Origin of the sequence: Arthrobacter sp. HMWF013 (genome assembly GCF_003061105.1) — a bacterium.
Lineage (GTDB): Bacteria > Actinomycetota > Actinomycetes > Actinomycetales > Micrococcaceae > Arthrobacter.
In genome coordinates this window covers 1-2,639 of sequence record NZ_QAIQ01000527.1, presented here as the reverse complement: position 1 = coordinate 2,639, position 2,639 = coordinate 1, and the positions used below count along the sequence as shown (strand labels likewise).

Sequence of the window (2,639 nt, the reverse complement as noted above, 5' to 3'; positions counted from 1 at the left end):
CTTCCAGGGCTGCAGGTGCCACGCCCGCACCGGTCAGGGCATCGGTCACCTGCGCGGTGGCCGGCTTGGGCGTCCCGGCCGCGAGCCGGCTCAACGCGTCAGAGACTTTCTGCTTGAGAAGGGCAGTAACAGCGTCCCCGGCCGGTTCGGCCGCAACCGGACCACCTGCACCCGGGATGGGGGCTGTGGCGGTGGGCTGGGTAACGCCCGTGCCAGCTGATTCGGACGGCGCGGCGGCTGGAGTCCCGGCCCCGCCTGACGAGCTGGTGCATGCCGCGAGTGAGAGGACCACCGCGAGGCATCCTGCAATAACCCCGGCCGGCCGGGCCGGAGACCTCAGGCCTGTGCGGAAAGGAGCGGACCTGCCGGTGACCTGGACTGCCTGTGGGTCTGCCGTCGCTCGCTTCATGCGGCCATTCTGCCACGCGGCCCGCCGCCGGGAAGAACTGCAGGACCGGTTGCGGGGCCGGCGGCGGTCAGACGGCGGACCCGGCGAGTTCCCCCGTTTCGGCATCGACAGGGGTCCGGTTGCCCTCCGAATCCTCCAGGTAGATCCCGGCCGCTTCGTCATCGTCAGAGTGGTCTTCTTCATCCGGATCGCCGCCGCCGTCCTCAGGATCGGTGTGGCCGATGTCATGTGCCGGCTCCGCCAGCCCCTGATCCGCCGCGCTGTTCTCCGAGACCGGATGCAGGCCGTTGTTCGCGTTGCGGGTGTAGTTGGCCGAACCCCACATCAGATCGTGGCCTACCGATTCTGCGTCGATCTCAGTCGAATGGTAGGTCCGGCCGTCCTTCTCCCAGCTGCGCAGCTTGAGCCGGCCGACCACAATCACGCGCTGGCCCTTCTTGATGCTGCAGGCCATGTTCCCGGCCAACTGGCGGTACCCCTGGACATTGAACCAGTTGGTGGGCAGGTCCATCCAGCTGTTTGAGGCACGGTCAAAGCGCCGGCCGGTGGAACCGAAGCGGAAGGAGGCTGTGCCAACTCCACCGGGAGTGGTGGAGGTCTTGATCTCTGTGGCCACAAAGCCACGGATCGTTATCGTGTCATTCATCGTCATGTCCTGTCTCTAAAGGTGGTGCCTTGGCGGCAAAACCAGCTTCCCGCGGACCGGACGGGACAGGCAGGGGCAACTTTCCGTATGTGCATAACCCTGCCTCGGCCCGCCCTGTTGAGGACGGGATGCGCCCCGAGGGACACGGGCGCGGGCAACGAGCCACGGTGACGCAGCCGTACACGGGGCAATGTAAACTTTTCATGCGCCGGATTTCTGGTCGTGGCGCCACGTGCCCCAGTAGCTCAGGGGATAGAGCAGCGGCCTTCTAATCCGCCGGTCGGGGGTTCGATTCCCTCCTGGGGCACAACATGTGGCTCTGACCTGCCGAAACGCAGGTCAGAGCCAACAGAGCCTGTAGCGTGTCCGGCAATCCACCCCCTTGCCGGGACACCTGGTGACGCCAAGGGCTTACGGTACAAGCATGAACACCGAAAATGCCAAGGGTCCCGTACGCCAGCTCCGCCTTGTCGTTGAGGCCGAGGACTATGAAGCGGCCCTGTACTTCTACCGCGATGTGCTGGGCCTCGCCGAGCAGGAAGCGTATGAGGGCGAAGGGGACGCGCGCGTCACGATACTTGATGCCGGACGGGCCACCCTGGAGCTGTCCAACCCCGCCCAGGTGAAGTTGATCGACCGTGTGGAAGCTGATGGCCAGCCCAGCGCGAGGCTTCGGGTGGCTTTCGAGGTGGAGGACACGGCGGCCGTAACAGCCGAGCTGGTGGAAGCAGGGGCTGAACTCCTTGCCACGCCGCGGGAAACACCGTGGCGGTCACTGAACTCCAGGCTCGCAGCGCCCGCAGGCCTTCAGGTGACGCTGTTCCAGGAACTGGGTCCGGCAGAGGACGGTGGGGTCAACGCCGGCCCCACCGGCCCTTAGGAATACAGCCGGTGCGGCGCCTCCACCAAAGCCCGCACCACGCTGCCCGCAGCCCCCAGAAGGGCACCCGCCTGGCCTACGGCTGACAGGCTGATGCTGCCGGGCAGTACTTTTCCAGGGGCGTAGGTTGCCAGGCTTTCCGAGAGCGCCGGCACGATCCATTCCCCCAGGATGGCAAAGTGGCCTCCCAGCACCACCGCGGAGATGTTGAGCAGCCGCACCGTGGAGGCGACCGCTACGCCGAGGTAGTTGCCGGCACGCGCGACGGCCCTGAGGGCGTCCTCGTCCCGGGCCGCGAGCGCAGCCAACAGTTGCGCCAGGCTGTCGGACCGCGAGGGAGCAGGGATCGGTTGTACGTTTTGTTGCCGGTTCGGGAAAATTCCTGCCGCAAAAAGTATCGCGTCCTGGCCTGCCACCGTCTCCAGGCAGCCTCTGCCGCCACAGGAACAGGCTGCCCCCTCAGGCTGGACCACCACATGGCCCAACTCGCCGGCGTGCCCGTGCGGGCCAGTGAACAGCTCAGAATTGATCACCAGCCCGCCACCAACGCCCACTTCCCCGGAGACAAACAGGAAGTCCGCGCCGCCGGCGGGTCGGTAGCGCACTTCCGCCAGGGCTGCAGCGTTGGCCTCGTTGAAAAGTGTGGTGCCCAATGGCACACCGGGAAGCAGGGCCTGCAAGTCCAAGGATTCGTTGTCCCAGCC

General features: G+C 66.3%; 3 protein-coding genes, 1 tRNA gene and 1 pseudogene. 2 read left to right on the top strand and 3 right to left on the bottom strand.

The window, feature by feature from the left end:
• Positions 1–409, bottom strand: a pseudogene (locus DBR22_RS18345) (hypothetical protein); the annotation flags it as partial.
• Between the two features lie 67 nt (positions 410–476).
• The gene (locus DBR22_RS18340) at positions 477–1,055 is read right to left on the bottom strand and encodes a single-stranded DNA-binding protein (RefSeq protein WP_108600191.1); all 579 of its coding nucleotides are present in this window, start codon (positions 1,053–1,055) and stop codon (positions 477–479) included.
• Positions 1,056–1,289: 234 nt separating this feature from the next.
• Here DBR22_RS18340 and DBR22_RS18335 point away from each other — a divergent pair.
• A tRNA-Arg gene (locus tag DBR22_RS18335) sits at positions 1,290–1,362 on the top strand.
• Positions 1,363–1,479: 117 nt separating this feature from the next.
• A complete protein-coding gene (locus DBR22_RS18330) occupies positions 1,480–1,935 on the top strand; it encodes a VOC family protein (RefSeq protein ID WP_108600190.1) in 456 nt (151 codons plus the stop codon).
• Here the strand turns inward: DBR22_RS18330 and DBR22_RS18325 are convergent.
• The coding region (locus DBR22_RS18325) for an ROK family protein (RefSeq protein WP_146187567.1) at positions 1,932–2,639 on the bottom strand (708 nt) is incomplete at its 5' end. The genes DBR22_RS18330 and DBR22_RS18325 overlap by 4 nt on opposite strands.

Bases quoted from the DNA above. Each gene is read 5' to 3' on its own strand.
- DBR22_RS18340 (WP_108600191.1), bottom strand. From the start codon at position 1,055: ATGAATGACACGATAACGATCCGTGGCTTTGTGGCCACAGAGATCAAG.
- DBR22_RS18330 (WP_108600190.1), top strand. From the start codon at position 1,480: ATGAACACCGAAAATGCCAAGGGTCCCGTACGCCAGCTCCGCCTTGTC.